Genomic DNA, 22,481 nt, shown 5'->3' with positions numbered 1-22,481 from the left:
GGCGGTGGACCTGCGGATCAACAGCATCGAGGCGAATGTGACGCAACTCGATGACCGGCTGCTGCGCGATCCCGAATTCATCAGCAGGCTGGCCGCCGCGGTGCGTCGCGAGCTGGAACGCGATCAGGCACAGCTCAAACAGCGTGAGGCCGACCAGTCCCCCCGGGTGAAGAGGAGGCTGTAGCACCATGAAACAGCTGCAGCTGCAGGCCGTGGACGTGGACCGGCGCCCGGTGGGCGAACCGATCGTGGTGCCCTTTTCCCCCACCGAGCTGTCCTTCACCAAGGGCGCGAACTACGCCGAGGTGGCCATCCCGGGACTGGAATTGCCGTTGCTGCAGTTCGTGCGCGGTGAAGCCGAAACGATCAGCCTGGAATTGTTCCTGGACGCCTCGGCAGGCACCACCAGCGTCACCGAACTGGCGCGCAAGCTGTACAAGCTGGCCACCATCTCCCCCGAGCACCACAGTCCTCCGCTGGTAACACTTTCCTGGGGTTCCGGTTTCCCCGGCCCGTCCCTGGGCTCAAGCAACGAGGCGGAGAACAGCTTTACCGCCGTGGTGCTCTCGGTTACCCGCCGCTTCACCTATTTCGCGGCTGACGGTACCCCGCTACGAGCCGTGGTCACCCTGTCCCTCAAGCAATTCCTGACCTTGGCCGAACAGGTGACCGCACTGAACCTGCAGTCGGCCGACCACACCCGGATCCACGTGGTGCAGCAGGGCGAAACGCTGCCGCTGATCGCCTTCGACGCCTATGCCGATGCCGGGGCCTGGCCCGTCATCGCCACCCACAACAACCTGTCCGCCGTTCGCGACCTGCGGCCGGGCACACGTCTGGAGCTGCCGCCCCTGGGGGTGGGACCATGAGCCAGGGATTCTACGAGGACAGGAAATTCCACACCCCGGCCTTCCAGTTGCTGCTCAACGGGCAGGATCCCGGGCGCACCGTGGCCGGTGACGTGCTGGAGGTGCGGTTCACCGAGGAGCTGGGGGCCATCTCCTCCTTCGAGTTCACGCTCTATGACTGGGATCCGCACGCCGTGCGGCCGCGCTATTCCAGCCCGTGGGATGACCAGGGACGCCCGCTGCCGCAGTTCCCCGGTGACAGCCAGATGGTGCCGAATTTTGAGCCCGGGGCCCGTGTCGACCTGCGCTTCGGTTATGTCGAGGACGGGGATCTGCCGCTGATGCTGCGCGGGGAGGTCATCACCATCAGCCCCTCCTTCCCGGCCTCGGGTACCCCCACCTGCCAGGTGCGCGCCCTGGATGCGTTCCTGCGTTCCCTGCAGAAGGTCCATGTCGAGGGCAACTACGACGGCACCGACAAGGCCATCGTCGACCAGCTCTGCCGCCAGAACCAGGTCAACGTCAGGTGGGTGGAACCGGAAAGCGAGGGCGAGGAACAGCACAGCGTCGTGGTGGATGGCACGCTCTATGACGAGATCCAGACCCGCGTCGAGAACTACGGGTATGTGCTCTCGACCACCGGCGCCGAGGACTCCGAACTGCTGCTGGCCCCGTCCACGGCCGCCGGCAGCGAGCCGGTCCTGGAACTCCGCTGGGGCCGCACGCTCAAGGAGTTCACCCCGGTGCTCTCGGCCGCCGCCCAGATCTCCGAGGTGGTGGTGCGTCTGGCGGACCCCAACGCGCCGGAGGGGGAACGCCAGCTCGAAGTGGTGCGCCGGTTTTCCGATATCGGCGTGGATCCCGCGGCCATCGGGCCGGCCTCCGTGGCGGATCTGGAATCGGCGGTCACCGGGATTCGCGAGATCATCAAACCCGACGGGGCGCTGACCGAGGCGGACGCCATCAAGGCCGCCGATGCGCACCTGCACGAATTGGCCGGGCAATTGATCACCGGCACCGGTTCCACCGTGGGCCTGCCGGCCTTGCGCGCCGGCCAGGTGATCAGCCTGGCGGCCCTGGGTGCCCGTTTCGACGGGAACTACCGGGTGTTCAAGACCGTGCACACCCTGGGCGGCACCGGGTACTCCACCAGCTTCGAGGTGCGCAAGGAGGTGCTGGCCCCATGAGCGAGAACCTCTCACCGTCCCTGGTATTGGGTACCGTGGCCGAAATCCAGCGGGAAACCGACGGCCTGCAGGTGCGCCTGCAGCGGCTGGACCATCCCGAGGGGGTGTTGACCGACTGGCTGCGGGTGGCCTCGCCCATGGCCGGCAATGGCTACGGCTTCTGTTTCGTCCCCGAGGCCGGGGACCTGGCCGTGGCCGCCTTCCAGGGAGTGCGCCCGATCGTCCTCGGTTTCATCTACGGCGGCGGGTCCGCCACGGCCAGCACCGACCCGGTCGAACGGGTCATCTCCTCGGTGGACGGCAACGCCCTGGTCCTGGTCGACGGGCAGAACAGCGGAATCACGCTGCGTGACAAGCACGGAAACCAGATCGTCATGGACTCCTCCGGAATCAGCATCACCACCGACAAGGACCTGAACATCAGCGCCGGCGGCACCACCACCGTCCAGGGCACGACCGTGGAGCTGAACCCATGATCATCCAGCTACCGAACCAGCCGCACCTGGCCGCCAGCCTGGCCGCCGGGCCGGTGCAACGCGGGCAGGCACCGCACTACGCGCTGATCCTCAAGGGCGCCTACCAGCTGCCCGCGGCGGACGGGGACGGCATCCGCCAGATGGTCCCGGCCCCCGACCCCGCACATGCGGCCATCACCTTTGCCGACGAAGCGGGCACCGTGCACGGCACCGGCTACCAGTCGGATATGGCGCTGCGCAAGGCACGCTGCGACATCAGCATCGCCGGGTGGCTGGACACCCCGGCCGCCGGATCCCGCGGGATGGAAGGGTCCCTGTCCGTCGCCTCCCGGGTCTGGTTCACCCGCCGCACGGCGGACACCACGGCACCACCCGATGACCCGGACGCGGTGCGCAACCTCTTCGGCTGGCAACCGCGCACCCTGCCCCCGCGGGCCATCACCCCCGCGCCACCGGACGATGACCCCGTGCTCCCGGCCCACTACACGGCAGGGTTCGAAAACTCCCACCGCCGCACCGCCCCCTCGCATTCCCCGCACTTCCGGACCCCGGGTAACAACAACACCGCAGACCTGCCGGCGGGAAGCCTCATCGACATCCGCCAATGGCGGCACGGGAATGAAACGGAAGCCGCCAGCTACCGGCTGCGCTCACCGCACGCGCTGCTGTACACCGCGCAATTGCGTGCCTGGTGCGGCCACGGGCCGGATAAGGCCCGGCATTGGACGGTGGTCACCCAATGCCCGCTACGCTGCGACACCCTGGCCGTGTACCCCGCCGCACACCGCGCCGTGCTCCTGTGGCGCTGCGACTGGGACTCGACGCTGGTCCCGGCCGCCCACTGGCGCAAGGTCCAGGTCCTGGAAGGAAGTGGATGAGATGGGACAGCCGATCACGGTCACCGATGGGATCTGTTTCGCCTTTCCCGACATGCTGCTCACCCCGTCCCCCGGTGGGACGGATATCCCCGTGCCCTACCCGAACATCGCCCGGCTCTCCGAGGCGGAAGGCACCTCCCCCGATGTGCTGGCAGGCGGCAAGCCGGTGGTCCTGGAGGACAGTACGATCCCCAACTCCAGTGGTGGCGAGGCCGGAACCAGCGGGGGCGTCATCAGCGATACCCAGCTGGAGGAATGCAGCTTCACCGGATTCTCGGCCACGGTCAAGGCCAACGGCCGGGGCGTGGTGCGCCAAGGCGATCCCACCGAGCAGAATTCGGGCAACACCGTGGGCACCGTCATGGCCGGGGTCCCCACCGTCCTGGTGGGAGGCTGAGCATGAACGACATCATGGGCACCGGCTGGCGCTTCCCGATCCGGGTCAACGCCCGCGGCTCGCTGGACTGGTCCACCGGCGAGCAATCCGTGGCCGAAGCGGTGTGGATCATCCTCTCCACGCCACGGCGCTCGCGCATCATGGAGCCGTCCTTCGGCTGCGGCATCCACGACCGGCTGTTCACCCCGGACGGCCCGGGCACCCGGGCCGCCATCGAGGACGAGGTACGCCAGGCGCTGGTGCGCTTCGAACCGCGCATCGATGTGCTGCGTGTGGGCGCCACCGCCCACCAGGACCAGCCGAACATGCTGCTGATCGAAGTGGACTACCGGATCCGGGCGAACAACGCTGAAATGAACATCGTCTACCCGTTCTACCTGAACGAGGGATCGGGATGAGGAGTGCGAGATGACCCTGCCTGACCCGCCACTGGATACCCGCAGCTTCGCCGACCTGGTTGCCGAGGCGCGGGCCCGCATCCCGCGGTACACCCCCGAGTGGACGAACCTGAACGACAGCGACCCGGGTATGACCCTGGTCAAGCTGCATGCGTGGATGACCGAAACGATCCTGCACGAGCTGAACCGTGTCCCGGAATTGAACTACCTGAAGTTCCTGAAATTATTGGGTGTGCACCTGCGCCCGGCATCTCCGGCACGCGCCGAGGTGTGTTTCACCCCCGCCAAACTGGACAATCCCGATGACCCGCTGGTGGTACCGGTGCCCGCCGGGGCACAACTTGCCGTGGATGACCCTGATCTTCCCGTCGAGGTCCTGTTCGAGACCAACCGCACGCTCATGGCCCTGAACGCGCGGATCGCGGCACTGTTCGTGCCCTCCGGCCAGCCCGAACACCCCCACGTCATGGTCACCAGGTATACCGAGGACCTCTCCTGGCTGCCCGGGTTCCGGGCCGTCGACCCGCAGCAGCCGACACCGCTCTACCTGGGACTGCTGCTGCGTCCCCTGTTGGCCGGAGGCCAGCAATCGGCAGACTATGCCCTGGACCGGCTGCCGGCCGGCCCCCTGGACCTGTATGTCAACGCGGTGGCGGCCAACGATCCGGATCCGGCCGATCCGCTGACCCTGCCGGAACGGGCCACCCACACGTGCCCGCGCCCCGGGACGGACATCACGGCCGGGCACCTGCGCTGGCAGGTGTACACCGGGGGCATCCCCGCAGCGGCGGAATTCGGGGATCCGGACTCGCACAACTGGCAGGATGTCGCCCTCTCCCACGACGATTCGGGGGACTTCGCCCGCTCCGGGCACCTGGTCCTGGAGGTACCGGCCGGTGCCACCTCACTGAACCCGGCCTTGCTGCCCGAGGAATTCTGGGACTCGATGGGAGCCACCCGGCCACCGGGGGACCTGGGAGGATTGCTGGACATCCTGTCCGAGCCCGGGGTTCTGCAGGGCCTGGCCGACAAATGGCAGCGCCTGGGGGTGGCCGATGCCGAGGACACCCTCGCCCTGGCAGCCTGCGGGCAGACACCCACGGACGTCGAGGACAAACTCACGGCCCTGCCACCGAATACCGTGGATCCCACGGTGCTGACGCACGCCGAGTGGGTCGCGCTCTCCGAATCCTTCGAGGTGCCGCTGCCGCTGCATGACGGGAAACTGCGCGACCTGTACTGGTTCCGTGCCCTGCCGGTGCGCCCCTGGACGCTGGTCGATGCGCCACCGGTGCCGTTGGCCGGCTTGCACCTGAACACCGTGCCCGCCACCCAGGCGGTCACCCGGTTGGATGACAACCTGGGACGCACCACCGGCAGGCCGGGGCAACAACTGGTCCTGCCGCGAACCCCGGTCTTGGTCGATGCGCGAACCGGGACACCCGAACTGGAACTGGAGCTGGCATCCGGCACCGAGCGGCTAAGCTGGCGGATTCAACCGGACTTCACCCTCTCCGGGCCTGAGGATCGGCATGCGGTCCTCGATGCCGCCACCGGGACCATCACCTTCGGGGACGGCGAGCGCGGGTTGGTTCCCGAGGCCGGGTTGCAGGTCATCGCCACCCGCTGGCGCACCGGAGGCGGGGCGCTGGGCAATGTCCCGGCAGAGACCATCAGCAAGATCAAGGGCAGGATCCGCAATATCCAGGCGGCCGGCAATCTGCGGGCCTCCCGGGGTGGCGCGCCGGGTGAAACCCTTGAGCAGCTGATCCACCGGGCCCCGCAGCTGCTGCGGATCGGCGGGTTGGCGAACACCGCCGAGGACTTCGCGGATTTGGCGCTGCGCACCCCCGGCCAGAATTTCCATAGCGCCTATACGCTGGCCCGCCGGGTACCGGGCCGCCCGCCGGCGGATCCGCCGGGAAGCTTCGTGGAAAAGGACGGGGCCATCACCGTGGTGGTGTTGCCCGACTCCCCCGAACCGGCCCCGCAACCCGATGCCGAAGCGCTGCGTGCCCTGTGCGCCTGGCTGGAACCGCACCGCCTGGTGACCACCGAGCTGCACTTCACCGGACCGAGCTATACCCCGGTCACCCGCCTGTCGGTGCGTGTGGGCATCCGCCCCGGGCACGAACAGGCCCGGGTCATCGAGGACCTGTATACCGCGCTGCTGGACTTCCTGCACCCCTTGCGCGGCGGACCGGCCGGCACCGGATGGCCCTTCGGCTACGACATCCTCTACTCGGACCTTTTCGACGTGATGCTCGCCGTGCCGGGGATCCACCGGGCCCGTGAGCTGGTCGTCGAGCTGGCCGACACCACCCCGGTTCTCCCGGACGTGCTTCCCCTGGCCGCGGGTCACCTGCCGCTACTGGGGCGCAGCGCCATCGAGGTGGTGAGCGGTTATGAGTAGCCCGGTACGTCGCACGACGCTGCCCTACCTGCGGCTGGGCGGCAGCAGCGGCTGGAAGCCGCTGCTCGGATCCACCGCCCTTCAGCTGCGCGGCGAAGGCGTAACCCTTGGATACCCCGGTGCCCGGCGCATCCCGCTTTCCGAGGAACGGGGCAGCTTCGGTGGCGCCACCCTGGTGCGCGGCACCGCCATTTCTCCGACCGGTGAGCTGCTGGTGGCCGACCTGGCCCGGCGTACCATCGGGATCCATCGCCAGCCGGTTCCCGGGGCCGAGCCACCCGAAGCGGACTTCACGGATCTGTGGCCGGCGCGTCCGCTGCCGGTGGAACCCGGTGCCGGGCTGGACGAGCCGACGCATCCGCCCACCGACCCCTACACCCTGCTCGAACCGCTGGATCTGGCGTTCACCCCCGGCGGGGACCTGGTCATCGCCGATGCGGCTGCCGGCAGGCTGCTGGTGCTGGCGTGGCCGCGGGCCGCAGTGCGGGCGGTGATCACGCTGCCCGGCTGGCGGCCGGTGGCCCTGGCGGTTGATGCCGCCGGTGCCTGCCATGTGGCTGATGCACGGCACCACACCGTGCACCGTTTCGATTCCCGGTGGCGTCATGACCCCGGTTTCCCGCACCCGGATACGGTCCTGGGTGACCCGTGGCAGCTGGCCGCCGTCGCCCCGGCCTGCGCTCCGCCCGCCACCTGCACGGACTGCGGCTGCCAGGCAGGTTCCCACCCTGCCCGGCCGGTCCTGGCGGTGCTCGACGGAAAGCGAATGGTGTTGCTCGATTCCCGCGGACGGATGCTGCCCGGGCACACCCCGCTGCCGCCCCTGGTTCCCCCGGCGTTGCAGCGGGACGCCACCGGGGCACTGTCCTGGCCGGACCCGGCCTGGCCCGGACACCAGCCGCTGCGCTTCGGGCAGCTGGTGGTGGACCGCACCGGCAGGCATACCGGAACCGGGCTGGCGTTGTTGGCGGTGGCCCGCACCATGCGCCTACCGCAGGCCGGACGGTTGCGGCTGGGACCGCTTGCGGGCCAGGCACCGGGCTTCGCCTGGGATCGATTGGTCCTGGATGCCCGGATCCCGCAGGGCACCGAAATCCTGGTCAGCACCCTCAGCTCGGACAGCCCCCTGGAGCCGGAATCCCTGGATGAGGCGGGCGCCAGCTGGAGCCAGCCCATGGCGCTGGGTAGCGGCCAACCCACGGAACTGCTGGTGCACAGCCGGCCCGGCGCGAACCTGTGGATCGAGATCGAGCTGCGCGGCACCGGCTCGCTCACCCCGACGCTGCGTCGACTCGACGTGCACGCCCCGCGGCACAGCTCGCTGGCCATGCTACCCCCCGGCTACCGGCAGGAGCCGGACAGCGCCGACTTCCTGGACCGCTTCCTGTCCTACTTCGACACCGTGTTCGCCGAGGTGGAGGCCACGCACCGCAACGTCGCGGAGCTGCTTGATGCGCGCAGTGCCCCGGCCGGCGCCGCCCTGGACTGGCTGGGCAGCTGGTTCGGCCTGGACTTCGATGTGACCTGGGATGAGCCCACCCGTCGCCGGGTCATCGGCGAAGCGATGGCGTACCGCACCGAACGCGGCACGGTGCCCGGGATCCGCCGGCTGCTGCGCTGGCATACCGCACTGCCCGAACCCTGGCCGGCGGTCATCGAACACTTCCGGGTCCCGGCCGAGGCGGTGCCACCGGTGGGCGGCAGCGCCCTGGAGGATCCGGGTGCACCGCACCAGTGCACCATCGTGCTGCCTGCCTGTGCGGCACCTGCCGAGACGGACCGGCAACGGATCCGGGGCCTGTTGGCCGCCCACCTTCCGGCGCATGTGCGTGCCAGGGTGCGCTATATCCACCCGGGGGTGGTGATCGGGGCGCAATCCAGCGTCGGCGTCGATACACTGCTCGGCGGTGTCCCCGACGGAAACCTGGGCACCGGGCAGCTGGGCATCGATGCGGCCACCGCCCCGGGAGAACAACACGGTTTCTTGCCTGCTAGGAGTACATCATGTTGAACGAACCGAACGGTTCCTGCCTGCCCTGCGGCCTGCACGAACTCACCCGCAACAACTACTTCCCGGGCAAGTTCCTCACCGACCGGGACTTCGGCAACGAGCAGGACTACCATCGCGGCCACCGCCACCTGCACAATTCGCTGCTGCACGGCACCGGCACGGTCTGCGGGCTGAAGCTGATCCAGCATCCGGCGGAAGACTGCCGGCGCGAGTTCCTGGTCCTGGAACCGGGTATGGGGCTGGACTGCTGCGGCCGGGAAATCGTGGTGCCCGAAAGAACCCTGATCCCGGTGGCCGGGATGCTGGCCGCGGATGCGGACCTGGCCGCCCGGCTGGATGGCACCCGGCATCTGGTGGTGGGGCTTCAGGCCTGCGATGCGGGGGTGGAACCCGTCCCGGCGATCCTTCCCGGCTGCACCTCCGAAGGGGAAAACACCGATTACGGGCGCATTGCCGAACGCTACCGCCCGGTGTTGCGCGCGGTGGATCCTGGCGACCTGGTTCCCGACGACAACCCGGCGGTGGCCCGGCTGTCCTGGGTGCACACCATCACCCTCGGTGCCCAGCTTCCCCGGGCCCTGCATGCCAACGAGTCCGAGAACTGGCTGCAGCTGGGGGCCGATGCCCACACCGGCGGCTCGCACCTGTACCTGCATGCCGAACCCACCGGGGACCTGAAGGCGTTGCTGGAAGCTCCCGGGCAACTCAGCGACACCGCCTCGATCCGCGAAGCCCGGCTGCTGCTGGCCGCCGGGCAGGATCCTGCGGGACTGCCCGAGGGGTCGGCCGGAGGGATCGGTTTCTGGCATGCGGACACGGTCCGTGCCGACGGTGCACGCGCCGGGCTGCTCGCCCTGCAGGCACCGCTGATCCGGCTGGCCGTCTCACCCGGCAGCGGGGTGCTGTGCGTCCTGGAACTGATCAACGAGGACAGCGCACGGCTCAGTTCCTGGGCACCGGACCAGCTGATCGAATGGCTGGCTGCCGGCGGTGCCCCCGAGGACGCCCCGGCACCGATCGGCACCATGGACTTCGACCACGGTTTCGGGGATGAGCACAGTGCCGCGGCACGTGGCGCCGGTATGCTGCGTTTCAGCCACGACGGGCGGTTCCTGGCCCTTGCCGCCCCGGCCACCGAGGGCGAACAGCGCTGTTACCTGGTGGATGTCTCGGCCCTGAACGCCGGAGGCCTCACCCAGCAGCTTGCCGTGGCCACCGCGATTGAGGCGGGCACCAGCGTGGTCGCCCTGGACTGGAGCCTGGATGATTCCTACCTTTATGCGCTGTCCACCACCGAGGCCGAGGCACAACCGGCCATGGAATTGCACCGCTATGCGCGGACCGGGGAGGGCACCGAACTCGAACGCAGCGGACACGGGGTCCGGCTGGCGGGCACGCCGCGGGACCTGCGTATCGCGCCCACCGAGACGCGCGCCTACCTACTGCTCCGCGACCCGACCGGAATCACCCGGTTGACCACGGTGGACCTGGAACGGGTCAAGGCGGTGGAACCGGCCGAACCGGATGAGGTGCAACCCTCGGCCGATGCGATCCGCATCGACGGGGACGGGCGCAGCCTGGAGTTGACCGCCCACGGGTCCCGGTTGTACCTGGCTGCCGGGGATGCGGACGTGGAGCAGCCCCCGGACCGCGGGCTGGTGGCGGTGATCGAGATCCACGAGGATGACTGCTCGATCCACCTGGACCGGCAGCTCGATGGCTGCCCCGGTTGCCGGGGTGCATCCAATGGCTGCGGGTGCGGCGAGCCATCCCCGGAGCCGGGGCTCTCGATCATCCTGGGCCACCTGGCCAACTACCCGGCCGCTGAGCAACCTGTCATGGCCGATGCCGACACGGCCCAACCCGGCCAGGTGCCCATCGACAACTTCGGCTACCGCACACTGGTTCCCTCCGCGGCGACGTTGCGGGAAATCGTCAACTGCATGCTGCGCCGCGGAATCGATGTGGGTCCTCCCGGACCACGCGGCGATCCCGGCCGTGACGGGGCCGACGGCCAGGACGGAGCCGACGGCCGGGACGGAGCCGACGGCCGGGATGGAGCCGACGGGCTCGGTATCGACGGGGTGACCCTGGACTACCATGAGGAGCTGACCGACCCGAGGGTGGCGATCGTGGTCAGGGACCGGCTGAGGATCCTGGACATCGATCTGCCCGCACCGCGTGGCACGGGGCAAACCCCGGCGAATCCGATCATCGCGGCCAGCTGGGTCCACGGGGAAGCGTATGTGCCGCACTTCGGGAATTTCTTCGAGGACATGCACCAGATGGGCATCGCCCTGGCGTTCGAGTCGCCGGTGGACGCCGGGCCACTGATCCGTGAGGCGCGCCTGCAGCGCAATACGATTGCCTACCTGCAACGCCGTGTCGCCATCGATCATTCCAACTATGTGTGGGCCAATATCGATCGGGTTGAGCCCGTGCCATTGGCCCCGGACCTGGAAATCGACGGGACGCTGCTGCTGGACTGGGAGATTGACCGGGACAACGAGCACAGCCCGGGGTTGGCCCTGCTGGCCAACGATGTGAACTTCGAGCCCGGTGAGCTGTTGCGCGTGGAATTCTACGCCGATTTCCTTCTCGACGACCACGGGCGCGCGGTCGCCGGCGCCCACCTGGGCGGGACGCTGCCCACCGGCGGCGGTGGTCCGGGCGGCAGCTTCCGTTCCTGGTTCACCGTGCCGGCTGATCTCTAGGACCCGGCCATGGAAACCAACGACTACACGCCGGCGGCCCGTACCCATAACACCGTGAGCACCCCGTTGTACGCCGACGGCCAGGTCCTGAAGGCCGAGGACCTGGCCTTGGGGCAAACCGCCCGGGATGCCGAGTTCGCCCGGCTTCGCACCATGCTTCATGGCTGGGGTGTGGTCGCCGGTCTGCTGCCCCTGCAGGCCGATGGTGACCTGGTGATTTCCCCGGGGTACGGGGTGCTGCCCGGCGGCGGCGAACTGTACCTGCCCACTCCCCTGAGCATCCCGATGCCCTCTGCCAGCGAGCTGGCCAGACATTGCGGGGAGGTCTCCGGGGCCTGCGACTTGCCTGCCGGGGATAAGGTGCGCCCCGAAGCCGAGCTGGGTCCGCTCTGGCTGGCGGTCGGTGCCGGTGGGCAACCGGCCGAACCCCGGGCGGTGATCGGCAGGGATTGCGAACATCCCGCCAACGCCGCGCAGCCTACCCGCTTCTGCCACCAGGTGGGGCTGTATATCCTGTGCGAGCTTCCCGAAACCCACCGCGCCGTGGCCCAGCAGTGTGCCGACCTGTCGAGGTTCCTCTGTGCCGATCCCCCGTCCCCCGTGCCGCTGCCCGAACCCCTGGCGGACGGAGCGGATCTGTTGGTTCTCGGGCGGCTGGTCCCCGACGGCGAGGAAGTGACCGTGGACCTGCTCGACCGTCGCAGCCTGCTGCCCAACCACCTGCTGCAGGCCTGGTTGCAGTCGTGCCTGTGCCCGTTACTGGAAGAGCCCGACCCTGACCCGGATCCCAGGCCGGACCCCGAGCTCGTTTGGGATGGCCTGCTGGTGGAAATGCGCAGGCTGGGGCTGGACAGGCTTCCGCCCCGCACTCGCCCCGCCACGGTTCTGGGTTTGTACCTGCCTGACCCCTTCGAGCGGACCACTGCCGTGGAACGGTTGGACACCGCCGGAGTCCAGGGACCGGCCAGCTTCCTGGAATCCGATCCGGGGCTACTGACCCGGGTTGCGCGGATCACACCGGCCGAAGTCGATACCGCAGTCAAGGAACTGCACTGGATTCACCGACAGGTCAAGTTCTAGCCCACGGATCGGGACGCACGGAAGGTAGGTGAAGTCCATGGAAGAGCACCGGGTCCGCATCGGCCTGCTGGACACGCAGTTGCTCACCGTCGGCACCGGGCGGACGCTACCGCATGCCCTGGGTGATTCCCTGAACTCCGGGCTGCTGACCCTGCTGCCGGGCATGCTCGAGCCCATACTCGACCCACACCACGGCGTCATCCGGATCAAGTCGCTGTCCCTGGCTGTTTCGGCGGCCGGGACCGCGGACCCGGCCCACCTGGCAACCCTGCTCGCCGAGGCAATCACCCGGGGTGTGGACCAGGCCCTGGCACTGCACACACCGATGCTCGTCGCCTGGCCGACGCGGGAAAGCTACCTGGCACACTATGTCCGATACCGGTGGGGTGAGCGCCGGTTTCCCGCATGGTGTTTCGAGGAGTTCGCCGCTTTGGATGAACTGACGCCGGCCCAGGTACTGACCCACCTGGTGGGCTCGGATCCGGGCCTGCTCAGGGTCCTTGCGGCAGAGGATCCACGGGCCAGGACGCTGTCCCTGCTGGCTGGAGAGGATTGCCGCCAGTTGCTGGCCGAGCTGCTGCGGGAACCGGCAGGAACCCTGGCGGTGCCGCATCTGCTGCCCGGGCAATTGACCCTGCGGATCACGGGCACCGCACCCGGGGTCCTGGCCCGTCACACCCTCGAACTGCTCTTCGGTGTCCTGGCACGCCAGCCCTCTACCGTCCCCTGCGCACCGGCGGATCTGCTGCCCGCGGTGATGGCGGTGGTGGCGCTGGCGGCCTTGTTGACCCGGGATCCCCCACTCCCCACGGCCAGCCCCGATCCACCGGTGGATCCTGTCGACCGGTACCTGCACCGGATCGGCGACCTGCCGGCAGCGTTTCGGCAAGCCCTTCGCAGGGCCGGGTCCACGCCGGCGTTGCGCCAGCTGCTGCAACGCCAGCTACGTCAGGTGCGCGACCAACACACCCACGGCAGCCAGTCCGATAGCGCACCAGCGCACGCACCCCTACCTGGCCCGCCGACCTGGACCTCACCCCGTGCCGGCTGCGCCCTGCTGCTTCCGAGCCTGGTCGGCCACGGCTTCCACGAACTACTCGATACCCGGCAATTGAACCAGCTGGTGGTGGGAACCCTGGAGCCCGGGGACCGGAATACGGCCGGCAGCGACCCGTTGCTCACCGCGCTCATCCCCGCCGATCCGAGGCAGCCGGCCAGCCCGTGGCCGCCGATCCCCGCCCGGCTGGTCGAGCGGGTCCACCCCGACGCACGGGCGGTAGCCGGGCTGCCCGGTGCCGGTGGCTGGTCCGGGTTGCTGCTGGCGTTGTTCGCTTCCGGGCTACCGGGCCTGCGCCACAGTTCCGCCGACTACCTGCGCCGGCAGTTCCTGGCGGTCCCCGGGACGCTGAGGCTGACCGACCACGAGGCGACGGTGGAACTTGTCGGCCCGGACCTGGCCGTGGTGCTGGCCATGGGTGGGCTGCAGGGGCCGCAATTACCCATCCCGTGGTTGGCCGGGCGCCGATTGCAGCTGATCCTGGGTGGGCTGCGCCCATGAAAGAGGCCCCGGGTTCCACCGCCGACTGGCTCGGCCAGGCACTGCGCGTACTGGCCCTGGCATTGCGCCATGAGGTCGCCCTGGCCCGGACGCTGCGCGGCGACGGGCATACGGAGGGCTTCATGGGCCTGCTGCTATCCGCCGACGAGGCCGAGGCGCTACTGGCCGAAGCCAGCGGTCGCCTGCGCGTCTCGGGTACCGCGGCCTGTGCAGCCACCCTTGCCGGGCTTGAGGCACAGCTTGATGCCGCGCGCCGCACCGCGAGCTCAGACCCTTTTTGCACCCTGGCGCAGCACCTGGGCTTGGACGACCAGGCGAGCGATCTGCTGCTGCTGGCCTGCGCGCCGGCGCTGGACGCCCGCTTCGGCACGGTGTACGGCTACCTGAACAATGACATGGCCCGCCGGTACCTGACCCCGGAACTGGCCTGCCGGGTGCTCGAACACCGCGGGGCAACGCTCGGTTCGATCCGGGCACAGCTGGGCGAGGATAGTGCGCTGGGTCGCTGCGGGGCACTCCAGGTCGGCACCGAACGTCCCTGGATCCAGGCCCCGATCAGGCTCGATGAGCTCCTGCTCGATCGACTGCTCGGGCTGCCTGGCCACGGGTTCCCCCCGGCCGCTGGGGGAATTCCGCTGCCGCTGGCGGCCGGCACCACAGGTTCCCCGCCGCCGGCAGCTGGCATCTGGTTGGCCGCCGACACCCCCGACGGCTCCGGGGCGCTGACCGCCCTGCAGGCCGCCCAGGCGCTGGCTGACGGGCTGCTGCTGCTGGAACCCGAACAGTTCACCTCGCAGCCCGCCGAGATGCTGCCGTGGCTGCGCTCGGCCCTGCGCGAGGCCACGTTGAACCGGCTGCTGCCGGTCCTGCGGGGTTTCGACACCTTGCCACCGGCGCTTCGTACCCGGATCGCGGGTCTGCTTCGCCCCCCAGTGTTGATCCTGGCTCAGAGTCCCGCCGCATGGCAGGATGCCCAGCTGCGTTGCGATCCGCTGCCGGGCACCACCCTGACCCGCGCCGAGGCGGTGGACCTGTTGTTGGCCGCCTACCCGCACGGCAGCGAGCCGTTGCGCGGTTGGCTCTCACGCCTGCAACGGCTCGACCCGCTGGTGCTCGGACTGCTGCTTCAAACCCACCGGGACGAGGCCCAACTGCGCGCCGCGCTGCGCCAACGGCTGGGCCAACCTTTGGCCAAGCTCGCCGATCAGCTCACCGTCGGATACACCATGGATGACCTGGTCCTGCCCCCACGCACCCGCCAGGCGCTGGTCGAGTTGGCCACCTGGCATGGCACCGCACAGGTGGTGCGCGAACAGTGGAGGTTCGGCCAGGTCTTCGGACGCGGCAGCGGCACCACCGCGCTGTTCAAGGGTCCCTCCGGCACCGGCAAGACCATGGCCGCCGCGGCGGTGGGCGACGCGCTGGGGTTGCCGGTCTTCCGGGTGAACCTGGCCGGGCTGGTCTCCAAGTACATCGGCGAAACCGAGAAGAACCTGGACAGGCTGTTCGATGCCGCCGACGGCAGTGATGTGGTGCTCTTCTTCGACGAGGCCGACGCGATCTTCGGCAAACGCTCGGAGGTACACGACGCCCATGACCGCTATGCGAACCTGGAAACCGCCTACCTGCTCCAGCGGATCGAGCGCCACGCCGGGATCTGCATCCTGGCCTCCAACCTGCACCAGAACATCGACGAGGCCTTCGTCCGACGGCTCGACCTCGTCGTGGATTTCCCGGCCCCGTCCCAGGCGGCCCGAAAGCGGATCTGGCAACGCCTGAACCAAGGGCTGGCCCCGTTGGATGAACGGATCGACTTCGACCTGCTGGCCGAACGCTTCGAACTGACCGGCGGGGAAATCCGCAACTGTGTCCTGGCCGCTGCCCACCTGGCGGCCGCCGACGGGGCGGTGATCACCATGGACCTGCTGATGGCCTCGATCGCCCGGGAACTGGCCAAGGCGGGCAAGCCGATCAGGCGCACCGATTTCGGCGAGCACTACACCCATTCGCGCACCGGAAAGGGGGCATGATGGCTGGCGAGCAGGGCACCGGCACCCCACCGGTCCACGCGCCTTTACCACCGGCGCCGGCCCCGACACCCGGCACCACCACGGCGCCCACCCCGGCCACCGACACCGGTGCCGCCGGCACCGTGTACGGGTTACTGGAGGACGGGTCGTTTGTTGCCAAACTGGGCTCCGGACTGCGGCTGGGTGTCGAACAGCTCGCCCGACGCGAGGTCGATCTGTCGGCGCTCCCGCAGCCGCTCCCCGGGGTCAGGCTGTCCACGCTGCGCAAGGTCCGTGACCTGTACGAGTTGCACGGCAACCTGGTGGTCCCCTTCCTGCCGGCCACCGAACTGAGGATTCGCGTCAGGCCAGACGGGAGCGCCCGAATCCATGGACGGCTCAGGACCCGGCTCGCAGTTCCCGCGGTGGGCAATCCGCAACTGGAACTGGGGCTGGATGACACCGGGCAGCTGACCGGCTCCGTGGATTTCAGCGCGCTCACCCTGGTCCCCCGGGCCTGGCGTGCCACGGTCACCGGCTCGGGTCGACTCGAACTCGTGGCGGGCCGCTTCAGCGGCATGCTCCACGCCGATGTGGCCTACCCCAGGCTGGGGACGGCGAGCGCGGACATCGGGTTCGGCGCCGGGGGCGTGTTTACCGGTTCAGGGACCGTGAGCCTGACCCCGCCGTTCCTGGACGCTGTGACCGCCGTGCTGGCGGCGGATGCCGAGGGCAACCTCACTGGCGAACTGCAGCTTCAGGCCGGTGCCGCCACCTCGCCGTTACCGGGACTGGTGTTGGAAGCCGGGAGCATCCTGCTGGGCTACCGCAACCAGGAACCCTCGTTGTCGATCACGGACTTCGCCGCCAGCTACGCGGGTGTCGGCCGGGTGCAGGTGGCCTCCCTGGCCCTCTCCCGGCGTGCCCGTTCCTTGTCCGGCCGCGGTACCCTGGTGCTGGCGATCCCGGGGATGAATGAGGTCACCGGCCAGGTGCGGGTCAACGATTCCCAGGTCAGCGGGAGGCTGCGGCTGGGGGCCCGGGATTTCCCCGAGGGCTTGCCGCTGCGCAATGGGCAGATCACCATCACCCTGGCCGAGGACGGGCAACTGGGTTTCCGCGGACAGGTGGGCATCACCCTGGGCCCGGCCGGGGAAGGACAGCTGCAAGCCGGGTACGAGCAGGGTGTCCTGTCCCTGGGTGCCCAGGTGCGCTTGAGCGTCCCGGGCACCGAGGCGGTGAATGTCACCGTCAACTACGTGGACGGCGCGCTGACCGGGTCGGCTGATGCCGCGATCGACCCGGGGCTGGTTCCGGGTCTGTCCGGTGCGGTGCACATCGAATACTCGCAGGATCTCTGGAGCGGCTCAACAACCCTGAACTACTCGGCCGATGACGGCAAGCTGTCGGGCACCATCACCGTCACCGTCACCCAAACCGAGGACGGCACCCTCCAATTGGGCGGCAGCGGACGGGTCACCGCGCAGTTGCTGCCCAACCTGGCCGGTACGCTCACCGCCACGATCCTGCCCGAGGGCGGGGTGGACGTCTCGGGCACCATCGAGGTCACCGAGCCGATTGAACTCTTCGGCGAGAAGCGCACCGAGAAGGAACTGTTCTCCCACTCGCAGAACATCCCGCTGTGGGCCATGCTGGTCGCGGTCATCCGCATCCGGGCCGGGGTGCGCGCCGGCATCGGCCCCGGCGTGTTCCGCAACATCACCGTCACCGGTTCGTACACCATCGGCTCCACCGAAGCAGACCCGAGTTTCGTTCTCTCCGGAGAGCTGTTCATTCCCGCTTTCGTCGAAGGCTATGTGGCGTTCGGTGCCGGGCTGGGAGTGGATGTGCTCCTCGGGTCGCTGACCGGCGGCATCGAGGCCATGGGCACCGCCGGGATCTACGGGGCGATCAGCGTGATCCCGGAACTGGCCTACCGGGACGGCCAATGGTCCATTTCCGGGGTGGCCACCCTGGCGGCCGGGGCCCGGCTGAAACTGAGCCTGAACGCCTGGGCGGAGATCGAGGCGCTATGGATCACCGTGTGGGACAACACCTGGGAACTGGCTTCGGTCACCATGCCGATTGGCCCGGATCTGGCCCTGCAGGCCCGGATGAACTACATCTTCGGCCGGCCCGAACCACCCGAGCTGGAGTTCTCCTCCTCCGACATCGACTCCTCCTCGTTGATCCAGTCGGCCATGCCCGAGGATGGCCCCGCCCCGTCCGGGGCCCGTGAAGCCCTGGAGAACAAGGCAGAATGGCAGGGGGCGCTACGCGAACAACGGGCGGCAGCGGTTCCACCGGAGTTGGCCGCCCAAGCCCAACAGGGCGAGGCGGCACCGGCCGCGCCCCCGCGCCCGCCGCAGGGCAGTGGCCCACCGCCGGGTGCAGGCGCGGGCACGCCCGATGGCGAGAGCACCCAGCCGGAGGCCCCCGCCGAGACCGGGCCGGATGGCTCGCCGGGCACCCCGCCGGATGCCCCCGATGCCAACAACCCGGTCGCCCAGGCGGCGGCAACGGATGACACCCTGCCCGCCGCGCTGCCCGAGGAACAGCTGCCCAACACCGACCAACCCCGATTCGCCGGACCCATCACGCTGGCCACACTGGATGAGCCCCCGGTGCCCGCCGAACGGACAACACACCAGATGCACGAAGACCTCGAAGCGGCGGGCAAGACCCTCGACCTGGCCATCGCCGCATCCGCGGCCAGCGACGAGCTGGAGGGCTATTTCCCGCGGATCAAGAACCGCTTCCGGCTCGCCAGCCTGGGATACGAGGGAAATTTCGAGTCCGGGTTCGACATCGTGGCCAGGATCAATCCCGAACTGCACCGGACCACGCTGAAGGAACCGCTGCGTGGTACCGGGATCCTTGACGCGGCCGGTGACAACCACGTCACCAATGTGAGGTTCTCGGTGGACAGCAACGTCGGCGGCGGAGTGGTGGGTACCGAAATGGTCGCCAACCCGCTGGGCCCCGACCACCCCATGGGCACCCCTCCCTCGGGCAAGCAGGAGGTCATGGACCTGTTGGGAAGCCAATACATCCGCGGGCACCTGCTCAACGAGAATCTGGGTGGTCCCGGGGAGAACAAGAACCTGTTTCCCATCACCAGGAGCGCGAACGCCTTGCACAACACCCGGATCGAGACGGCGGTGAAGGATTGGGTGAACACCCAGCGCTACTGGGTCTGCTACGAGGTGCGTGTCGGGAACTACAGCGGCGTCCAGACCTCGGCAACCAGCGGGGAGAAATACATCAATGCCACACTGACCGCCAAGGCCCAGATCCTTGACCTGGATCTGAACCCCTGGCGGACCATCACCGCCACCATCGCCTCAACCTTCGATGCGCGGGCCGAGATCACCGGAGAATCGGATACCACCACCCCGGCCCACAGCCTGGCCGAACAAAGCCGCCGCGAGGTACGGGATGCGGATCGGGATGCCACCGTCCTGGTCCAGGCCGGTGATGCCAACGCGTTCCCGCAGAACATCAGGGACAACCTGGGCGACATGCTGAAGGTACACAAGAGCTGGGACAAGCTCAGGAAACACCTGGAAAAGGCTCCCACGATCGGCCCGTCCACCGCGTTGGTCCTGCAGCGTGCCTACCGGCAGACGGCGGCCAATTACGATGGAAGTACGGTGCATCTCTCGGATCCAACGGAGAAACGCCTGCTCACCATGGCTGTGGGCCATTGGGATTTCATCATGGCCGAACTGGCCAAATTGTAGCTTCCGGCCGCACGGGATCGACCCCGATGAAACCCGGCCGGACACCGCTACTTCCCGCGGCGCATCCCCTGCCGGATGACGACCCGCTTGGCGGTATTGGACATGAACCCGCCAAAGAACCCGCTGGTCAATACGGTCGCGGCGATCAGCCCGGCCAAGGCCAGCCAACCCGAGATATACACCACCGGTGAATACGGTCCATCCGAGGCGATGAACTCGCTGCGTCCACCGAAACCCAGCCACAGCACCAAGGCGGTGGCGAAGCAGGCCAGCATCAACCACTTGGAGATCTTCAGCGTATTTTTCATCAGGCCAGCTGGCTTTCGTAGATCTCGGTGACCTTGGCGTTCAGGTCCTCGATGCTCCCGTCGTTCAGGATCAGGATGTCGGCCACGGCGGCACGCTGCTCATCGGTGGCCTGGGCGGCCATCCGGGCCACCGCATCGGCCCGGTCCCAGCCGCGGTCCTCGATCATCCGGCGGATCCGCTCGTCGTGGGGGGCCTGGACCACCATGATCGTCTCGAAACGGTCCAGCTGGTCGCTTTCCACCAGTAACGGGATGTCCTCAACCACCACCTGGACACCATTGGCAATCGCCGCCTCGCGCTGCCGGTCGACTTCGGCGCGGACCAGCGGGTGGACGATGGCGTTCAGTTTCGCGCGTTCCCCCTGGTCGGCGAAGACCAACGCCCCCAATGCGGCACGGTCCAGCGTCCCGTCGTCGGCGAAGATGCCCGGGCCGAAGGTGTCCCGGATCCGTTCCAGCGCCTCTGTTCCGGGCTCGACCACCTGGCGGGCGATCACATCGGCATCGATGACCACCGCGCCGAGTTTGGTCAATTGCGCGGCGACGGCCGATTTGCCCGAGGCGATGCCACCGGTAAGTCCAACATGCTTCATGTCCCCCACCCTATAAACTAAGTCCAATGAACAGCAACGTTTCCGTGGCGAGTCGGTACACCACTCTTGCCGATGATCTGGCGCACGAGGTGGAGATCAAGCGCTCGCGCTTCATCACCTACCTCTACCGCGTCGAGTCCGAGGCGGCGGCGCGCACGAAGATCGCGGGCCTGCGCAAGACCCATTTTGATGCCCGCCACCACTGCAGCGCCTTCGTGCTTGGCGCGGACCGGATGGTCCAGCGTTCCTCGGATGACGGCGAGCCCTCGGGCACCGCCGGCATCCCGATGCTTGAGGCCCTGACCAAGCGGGATACCGGGCACGGCACCGATCTGAGCGACATCGTGGCGATCTGTGTGCGCTACTTTGGCGGGATCAAACTCGGCGCCGGCGGGCTGGTGAGGGCCTACTCGGATTCGGTGTCCCAGGCCCTGGATGCCGCCACGCTGATCACCCGGCAACGGATGCTGGTCCTGAAGGTGGCCGCCGCGCATGCACACGCCCCGCGTTACGAGAACGAGTTGCGCACGGCCGGATACCAGCTCGGAGCGACCGAATGGACGGCGGAGCATGCGCTCCTGGAGGTCGCGGTGGATGATGTCGCCGGCGCGCACCAGGATTTTTCGCAGTACCTCGCCACCCTCAGCGCCGGCATCGCGACCGCGGAAACCTGGGGCCACGAATGGGTCGATATCCGGTGAATGAACTACTCTCCGCCCTGAGCCGCTACCCGGATGTCCAGGCACCGAACCTGCACGCCGTGGACGCCGCCGACCGCCTGGTCCTGGATACCGTGCAGTCCTGGCCCGCCGAGGTGAGCGTACTGGGTGACAACTATGGTGCGTTGACCCTCGGCGCCCTGTCCCAGGGGGCCGCCCGGGTTCGGGTGCATACCGACTCATTGACCGCCCAACGGGCAATCACCGCCAACCTCGAACGCCTAGCACCTCAGTGGTTGTCCCGGGTCCAGCTGCTGCCCGCCGCCGAGGCGCTGGCCGGCGCCACCCTGGTACTGATGGTGCTGCCGCGCGGCCTGGATGTGTTGGATGAGTATGCCGCGGCCATTGCCACGCACGCCGATGAGCATGTTCTCGTCCATGCCGGGGGTCGGATCAAGCACATGAACCTGGGCATGAACCAGGTCCTCTCGGCCCATTTCGGTGAGCTCGACGTCTCCTTGGCCCGGCAGAAGTCGCGGGTACTCACCGTCCGCGAACCCCGGGAGGTGCGGCCGGCCGCGAAATATCCCGTACGCGCTACGCACACCGTGGCAGGGCACACGTTGTCCCTGGTCGCCGGAGCCGGCACCTTTGGCCAGGCGCGGCTGGATCCGGGGACCCGCCTGCTGTTGGAGAACCTCCCGGACCTTTCCGGCCACCGGGAACTGGTCGACCTGGCCTGCGGCAATGGCAGCATCGGCGTGTATGCGGCGCTGCTCAACCCGGAGTTGCGGGTGCAGGCCTCGGACCATTCGGCATCCGCCGTGCAATCAACGCTGGCTGCCGCCGAGGCCAACGGCCTGTCCGCCCGGATCACCGCCGTGCAGGATGACGGGCTGTCCCGGCTACCGGCCGCCAGCTCCCGACTGGTCACCCTCAATCCCCCATTCCACATGGGCAATACGGTGCATGCGGGGATCGCACTGAAATTGATCGACGAGGCGGCCCGGGTCCTGGCCGACGGCGGCAGGTTCATCTGCGTCTTCAACTCGCACCTGCGCTACCGTTCGGAGATCTCCCGCAGGATCGGGCCGACCAGCCAACTGGCACGCGATGCCAAATTCACGGTGCTGGCCGCCACCCGCGAACGTTAGGCGAGGCTCGGCCAGCTCGACGATGTGATCCACGTGGGGTCGGTGGATGCTCTAG

18 protein-coding genes are annotated in these 22,481 nt (G+C 68.5%); 16 read left to right on the top strand and 2 right to left on the bottom strand.

All coding sequences use genetic code 11. The features are described 5' to 3' along the window. The first annotated feature begins 4 nt into the window (after positions 1-4). The 14 genes from OK351_RS03460 to OK351_RS03395 are packed head-to-tail and all read left to right on the top strand — an operon-like array spanning position 5 to position 19,712. Positions 5-184, top strand: coding sequence for a hypothetical protein (locus OK351_RS03460; protein WP_265155959.1), 180 nt, complete (start codon positions 5-7; stop codon positions 182-184). 4 nt (positions 185-188) lie between these two features. Beyond that, complete coding sequence (locus tag OK351_RS03455; protein ID WP_265155958.1) at positions 189-869, top strand: CIS tube protein; 681 nt, start codon at positions 189-191, stop codon at positions 867-869. Continuing rightward, a complete protein-coding gene (locus OK351_RS03450) occupies positions 866-2,035 on the top strand; it encodes a phage late control D family protein (protein WP_265155957.1) in 1,170 nt (389 codons plus the stop codon). The genes OK351_RS03455 and OK351_RS03450 overlap by 4 nt, the downstream gene beginning before the upstream one ends. Further along, positions 2,032-2,511 (top strand): phage baseplate assembly protein V, encoded by a 480-nt coding sequence (locus OK351_RS03445; protein WP_265155956.1) that lies wholly within the window; start codon positions 2,032-2,034, stop codon positions 2,509-2,511. Before OK351_RS03450 ends, OK351_RS03445 begins: the two co-directional genes overlap by 4 nt. Then, positions 2,508-3,389, top strand: coding sequence for a hypothetical protein (locus OK351_RS03440; RefSeq protein WP_265155955.1), 882 nt, complete (start codon positions 2,508-2,510; stop codon positions 3,387-3,389). The genes OK351_RS03445 and OK351_RS03440 overlap by 4 nt, the downstream gene beginning before the upstream one ends. 1 nt (position 3,390) lies before the next feature. Beyond that, a complete protein-coding gene (locus OK351_RS03435) occupies positions 3,391-3,786 on the top strand; it encodes a DUF4150 domain-containing protein (RefSeq protein ID WP_265155954.1) in 396 nt (131 codons plus the stop codon). A gap of 2 nt (positions 3,787-3,788) precedes the next feature. Continuing rightward, positions 3,789-4,184, top strand: a complete 396-nt coding sequence (locus OK351_RS03430) for a GPW/gp25 family protein (protein ID WP_265155953.1) — start codon at positions 3,789-3,791, stop codon at positions 4,182-4,184. A gap of 10 nt (positions 4,185-4,194) precedes the next feature. Then, a complete protein-coding gene (locus tag OK351_RS03425) occupies positions 4,195-6,597 on the top strand; it encodes a putative baseplate assembly protein (RefSeq protein ID WP_265155952.1) in 2,403 nt (800 codons plus the stop codon). After that, positions 6,590-8,608, top strand: a complete 2,019-nt coding sequence (locus tag OK351_RS03420) for a phage tail protein (RefSeq protein ID WP_265155951.1) — start codon at positions 6,590-6,592, stop codon at positions 8,606-8,608. Before OK351_RS03425 ends, OK351_RS03420 begins: the two co-directional genes overlap by 8 nt. Continuing rightward, on the top strand, positions 8,602-11,322 hold the full coding sequence (locus OK351_RS03415) for a hypothetical protein (RefSeq protein ID WP_265155950.1): 2,721 nt from the start codon (positions 8,602-8,604) through the stop codon (positions 11,320-11,322). Before OK351_RS03420 ends, OK351_RS03415 begins: the two co-directional genes overlap by 7 nt. A gap of 9 nt (positions 11,323-11,331) precedes the next feature. Further along, positions 11,332-12,402, top strand: coding sequence for a hypothetical protein (locus tag OK351_RS03410; RefSeq protein WP_265155949.1), 1,071 nt, complete (start codon positions 11,332-11,334; stop codon positions 12,400-12,402). 37 nt (positions 12,403-12,439) lie between these two features. Next, positions 12,440-13,960 (top strand): hypothetical protein, encoded by a 1,521-nt coding sequence (locus tag OK351_RS03405; protein ID WP_265155948.1) that lies wholly within the window; start codon positions 12,440-12,442, stop codon positions 13,958-13,960. Further along, the gene (locus OK351_RS03400) at positions 13,957-15,990 is read left to right on the top strand and encodes an ATP-binding protein (protein ID WP_265155947.1); all 2,034 of its coding nucleotides are present in this window, start codon (positions 13,957-13,959) and stop codon (positions 15,988-15,990) included. The genes OK351_RS03405 and OK351_RS03400 overlap by 4 nt, the downstream gene beginning before the upstream one ends. Next, positions 15,987-19,712 (top strand): DNA/RNA non-specific endonuclease, encoded by a 3,726-nt coding sequence (locus OK351_RS03395; protein ID WP_265155946.1) that lies wholly within the window; start codon positions 15,987-15,989, stop codon positions 19,710-19,712. The genes OK351_RS03400 and OK351_RS03395 overlap by 4 nt, the downstream gene beginning before the upstream one ends. 47 nt (positions 19,713-19,759) lie before the next feature. Here the strand turns inward: OK351_RS03395 and OK351_RS03390 are convergent, their stop codons facing one another. Together OK351_RS03390 and coaE are read right to left on the bottom strand one after the other, a co-directional pair. Further along, positions 19,760-20,020, bottom strand: a complete 261-nt coding sequence (locus OK351_RS03390) for a hypothetical protein (protein WP_265155945.1) — start codon at positions 20,018-20,020, stop codon at positions 19,760-19,762. Beyond that, positions 20,020-20,613 carry a dephospho-CoA kinase gene (gene coaE / locus OK351_RS03385; RefSeq protein ID WP_265155944.1) on the bottom strand — a complete coding sequence of 198 codons (594 nt, stop codon included), beginning with the start codon at positions 20,611-20,613 and terminating at the stop codon, positions 20,020-20,022. Before coaE ends, OK351_RS03390 begins: the two co-directional genes overlap by 1 nt. 26 nt (positions 20,614-20,639) lie before the next feature. Between coaE and OK351_RS03380 the strand changes: the two genes are divergently transcribed. Both OK351_RS03380 and OK351_RS03375 read left to right on the top strand, forming a co-directional pair. Next, positions 20,640-21,314 (top strand): IMPACT family protein, encoded by a 675-nt coding sequence (locus OK351_RS03380; RefSeq protein WP_265155943.1) that lies wholly within the window; start codon positions 20,640-20,642, stop codon positions 21,312-21,314. Beyond that, positions 21,311-22,426 (top strand): class I SAM-dependent methyltransferase, encoded by a 1,116-nt coding sequence (locus tag OK351_RS03375; protein ID WP_265155942.1) that lies wholly within the window; start codon positions 21,311-21,313, stop codon positions 22,424-22,426. The genes OK351_RS03380 and OK351_RS03375 overlap by 4 nt, the downstream gene beginning before the upstream one ends. The last annotated feature ends 55 nt before the right edge of the window (positions 22,427-22,481 follow it).

The organism is Glutamicibacter sp. MNS18 (genome assembly GCF_026107515.2).
Lineage (GTDB): Bacteria > Actinomycetota > Actinomycetes > Actinomycetales > Micrococcaceae > Glutamicibacter.
This window is presented reverse-complemented; position numbering and strand designations above follow the sequence as displayed.

What these genes read in the sequence shown, in the direction of transcription:
- OK351_RS03455 (WP_265155958.1), top strand. Translation starts at nt 189, where the DNA reads ATGAAACAGCTGCAGCTGCAGGCCGTGGACGTGGACCGGCGCCCGGTG.
- OK351_RS03450 (WP_265155957.1), top strand. Translation starts at nt 866, where the DNA reads ATGAGCCAGGGATTCTACGAGGACAGGAAATTCCACACCCCGGCCTTC.
- OK351_RS03445 (WP_265155956.1), top strand. Translation starts at nt 2,032, where the DNA reads ATGAGCGAGAACCTCTCACCGTCCCTGGTATTGGGTACCGTGGCCGAA.
- OK351_RS03440 (WP_265155955.1), top strand. Translation starts at nt 2,508, where the DNA reads ATGATCATCCAGCTACCGAACCAGCCGCACCTGGCCGCCAGCCTGGCC.
- OK351_RS03435 (WP_265155954.1), top strand. Translation starts at nt 3,391, where the DNA reads ATGGGACAGCCGATCACGGTCACCGATGGGATCTGTTTCGCCTTTCCC.
- OK351_RS03430 (WP_265155953.1), top strand. Translation starts at nt 3,789, where the DNA reads ATGAACGACATCATGGGCACCGGCTGGCGCTTCCCGATCCGGGTCAAC.
- OK351_RS03425 (WP_265155952.1), top strand. Translation starts at nt 4,195, where the DNA reads ATGACCCTGCCTGACCCGCCACTGGATACCCGCAGCTTCGCCGACCTG.
- OK351_RS03420 (WP_265155951.1), top strand. Translation starts at nt 6,590, where the DNA reads ATGAGTAGCCCGGTACGTCGCACGACGCTGCCCTACCTGCGGCTGGGC.
- OK351_RS03415 (WP_265155950.1), top strand. Translation starts at nt 8,602, where the DNA reads ATGTTGAACGAACCGAACGGTTCCTGCCTGCCCTGCGGCCTGCACGAA.
- OK351_RS03410 (WP_265155949.1), top strand. Translation starts at nt 11,332, where the DNA reads ATGGAAACCAACGACTACACGCCGGCGGCCCGTACCCATAACACCGTG.
- OK351_RS03405 (WP_265155948.1), top strand. Translation starts at nt 12,440, where the DNA reads ATGGAAGAGCACCGGGTCCGCATCGGCCTGCTGGACACGCAGTTGCTC.
- OK351_RS03400 (WP_265155947.1), top strand. Translation starts at nt 13,957, where the DNA reads ATGAAAGAGGCCCCGGGTTCCACCGCCGACTGGCTCGGCCAGGCACTG.
- OK351_RS03395 (WP_265155946.1), top strand. Translation starts at nt 15,987, where the DNA reads ATGATGGCTGGCGAGCAGGGCACCGGCACCCCACCGGTCCACGCGCCT.
- OK351_RS03390 (WP_265155945.1), bottom strand. Translation starts at nt 20,020, where the DNA reads ATGAAAAATACGCTGAAGATCTCCAAGTGGTTGATGCTGGCCTGCTTC.
- coaE (WP_265155944.1), bottom strand. Translation starts at nt 20,613, where the DNA reads ATGAAGCATGTTGGACTTACCGGTGGCATCGCCTCGGGCAAATCGGCC.
- OK351_RS03380 (WP_265155943.1), top strand. Translation starts at nt 20,640, where the DNA reads ATGAACAGCAACGTTTCCGTGGCGAGTCGGTACACCACTCTTGCCGAT.